The following is a 2,311-nucleotide window of genomic DNA, read 5'->3' on the forward strand; positions in this document are numbered from 1 at the left end:
CCATGTGCTGATCTGGTGGGTAAATGGTGATTTAAACCGTTTATCAAAAGCAGCCTTAGCCGCAATTGAAAGCAACAGGCGATCCAATCAAAAACAAAAACTTCTTGTGAGTGCAATCAGCTGCTGGGAGGTAGCAATGCTGTTAGAACGCGGCCGCCTAAGCCTCAGCATGGATAGCGAAAAATGGTTTGACCTGATCAGTTCCATCCCTGCCATCAAACTCCTACCCCTTCAGCCTCGAGTTGTCATAAATGCCACCCGTCTGCCCGAACCGTTCCATGCCGATCCAGCGGATCGCTTCCTTGTAGCTCAAGCTCGCCAACTAAACCTGCCGTTGGTGTCTGCTGACGCCAGAATCAGGCAATACGCCCACGTGCAATCGATATGGTGAGTTCCAGCCCCGCACAAGCCTGGACCAGTGCCGATAGCGCTGCCCTATATGGCCTAGAGCGCTGGGGAGATCCCTATTTCAGCGTGAACAGTCGAGGCCATGTGATCGTGCAGCCGCGGGGCGATCGTGGTGGCTCCCTGGATTTAGTGGAACTAGTGGAGGGCCTGCAAAACCGCAACCTTCACCTACCGCTCTTGATTCGCTTCGACGACATCTTGGAAGACAGGCTGGAGCGGCTCCATGGCGCTTTTGAACGGGCAATCGCTCAATACGGCTATAGCGGGCGCTACCAGGGTGTTTTCCCAGTTAAGTGCAACCAACAGCGCCATGTGGTGGAGCAGCTGGTGGAGAGTGGCCGCCGTTGGAATTTTGGCCTTGAGGCGGGTAGCAAGGCGGAATTACTGATTGCCCTTTCGCTTTTAAACGATCCCGACGCCCTACTGATTTGCAATGGCTACAAAGACAACCGCTACATAGAAACAGCAATTCTGGCAAGGCAGTTGGGTCGTCAACCAGTGGTGGTTATCGAGCAAGCCGATGAGGTGGAACGCATCATCAGCGCCAGTAAAACACTTGGTGCCGCACCCTTGATAGGCATTAGAGCCAAATTATCTACCCGCAGCACTGGCCGCTGGGGTAGCTCTGTGGGTGATCGGGCAAAATTTGGGCTATCGGTGCCTGATCTTTTGGCCACCGTGGAGGCATTGAGGGCAACAAATCTGCTTAATGATCTGCGGCTTCTGCATTTTCATATCGGCAGCCAAATCAACAATATTGCGGTGCTCAAAGATGCGCTCCAGGAGGCGGGTCAGCTTTATGTGCAACTTGCCGAATTAGGTGCCCCGATGGGTTACCTAGATGTGGGCGGTGGCCTTGGTGTTGATTACGACGGCAGCCGCACCGCCAGCGCTGCTTCCACTAATTATTCACTGCAAAACTATGCAAATGATGTGGTAGCAACCGTTAAAGAATGCTGCGAACCAAAGGCGATTGCAATGCCAACTTTAGTAAGCGAAAGCGGCAGGGCGATCGCAAGCCACTTTTCGATATTAGTTTTCAACGTACTTGGTAATACCGCCGTTGCTAATCAGGTGCCGGAACAACAACCAGAAGAACCATTAATTGTGCGCAATCTGCGCGAAACTCTTGCAGGCATAAATCCCCAAAATCTACAAGAAGCCTGGAATGATGCCCGTAAATTTAAAGACGATGCCTTATCTAGTTTCAGGCTTGGTTACTTAAGTCTGAAACACAGGGGGCAAGCAGAACAGCTTTATTGGGCCTGTTGTTGGGCAATTTCCGGTCAATTACCGGCAGATGATGTGCCAGAAGATCTCCGCGGTTTACAAGCTGCCCTAGCTCACACTTATTACGCCAATTTATCAATTTTCCGCTCCGCCCCAGACACCTGGGCGATTGATCAATTATTTCCGATAATGCCGATCCATCGCCTCGATGAAAAACCCAATCAACTGGGCAGTTTTGCTGATTTAACATGTGATTCTGATGGCAAATTCGCTCGTTTTATTAATTCAGGTAGTGAAAAACCATTACTAGAACTTCATGGCCTTAAACAAGGAGAGCCATATTGGATTGGCCTTTTCCTTGCTGGCGCTTACCAAGAAGTTATGGGTAATTTACATAACCTTTTTGGTAGCACTAATGCCGTAAATATTCGCTTGGGCGCCGGTAGTACATATCAGGTGGAGCATGTGGTTCGTGGTAACACAAATGCAGAAGTATTAAAGGCAATGGAACATAACCCAAACATCCTGCTTGAGCGCCTGCGCCAAGCGAGTGAAGCCTCTATTTCCCGCGGTGAATTATCGATTGCCGCTGCAAGTAAATTAATGGAACATCTTGAACAATCGCTGCAACAAAGTACCTATCTAGAAGCCGATTACCAAGGGGAACCCATCA

The 2,311-nt window shown here is 50.0% G+C and carries 2 protein-coding genes; both read left to right on the forward strand.

Annotation, left to right across the window (positions count from 1 at the left end; translation table 11 throughout):
- On the forward strand, positions 1-391 hold a 391-nt coding region (locus tag AC2JC8_RS10030; protein ID WP_484594676.1), incomplete at its 5' end, for a type II toxin-antitoxin system VapC family toxin.
- Positions 385-2,311, forward strand: a 1,927-nt coding sequence (gene speA / locus AC2JC8_RS10035) for a biosynthetic arginine decarboxylase (RefSeq protein WP_484594677.1), incomplete at its 3' end; no start/stop codon positions are given. The genes AC2JC8_RS10030 and speA, both read left to right, overlap by 7 nt.

This window comes from Synechococcus sp. (assembly GCF_982614295.1).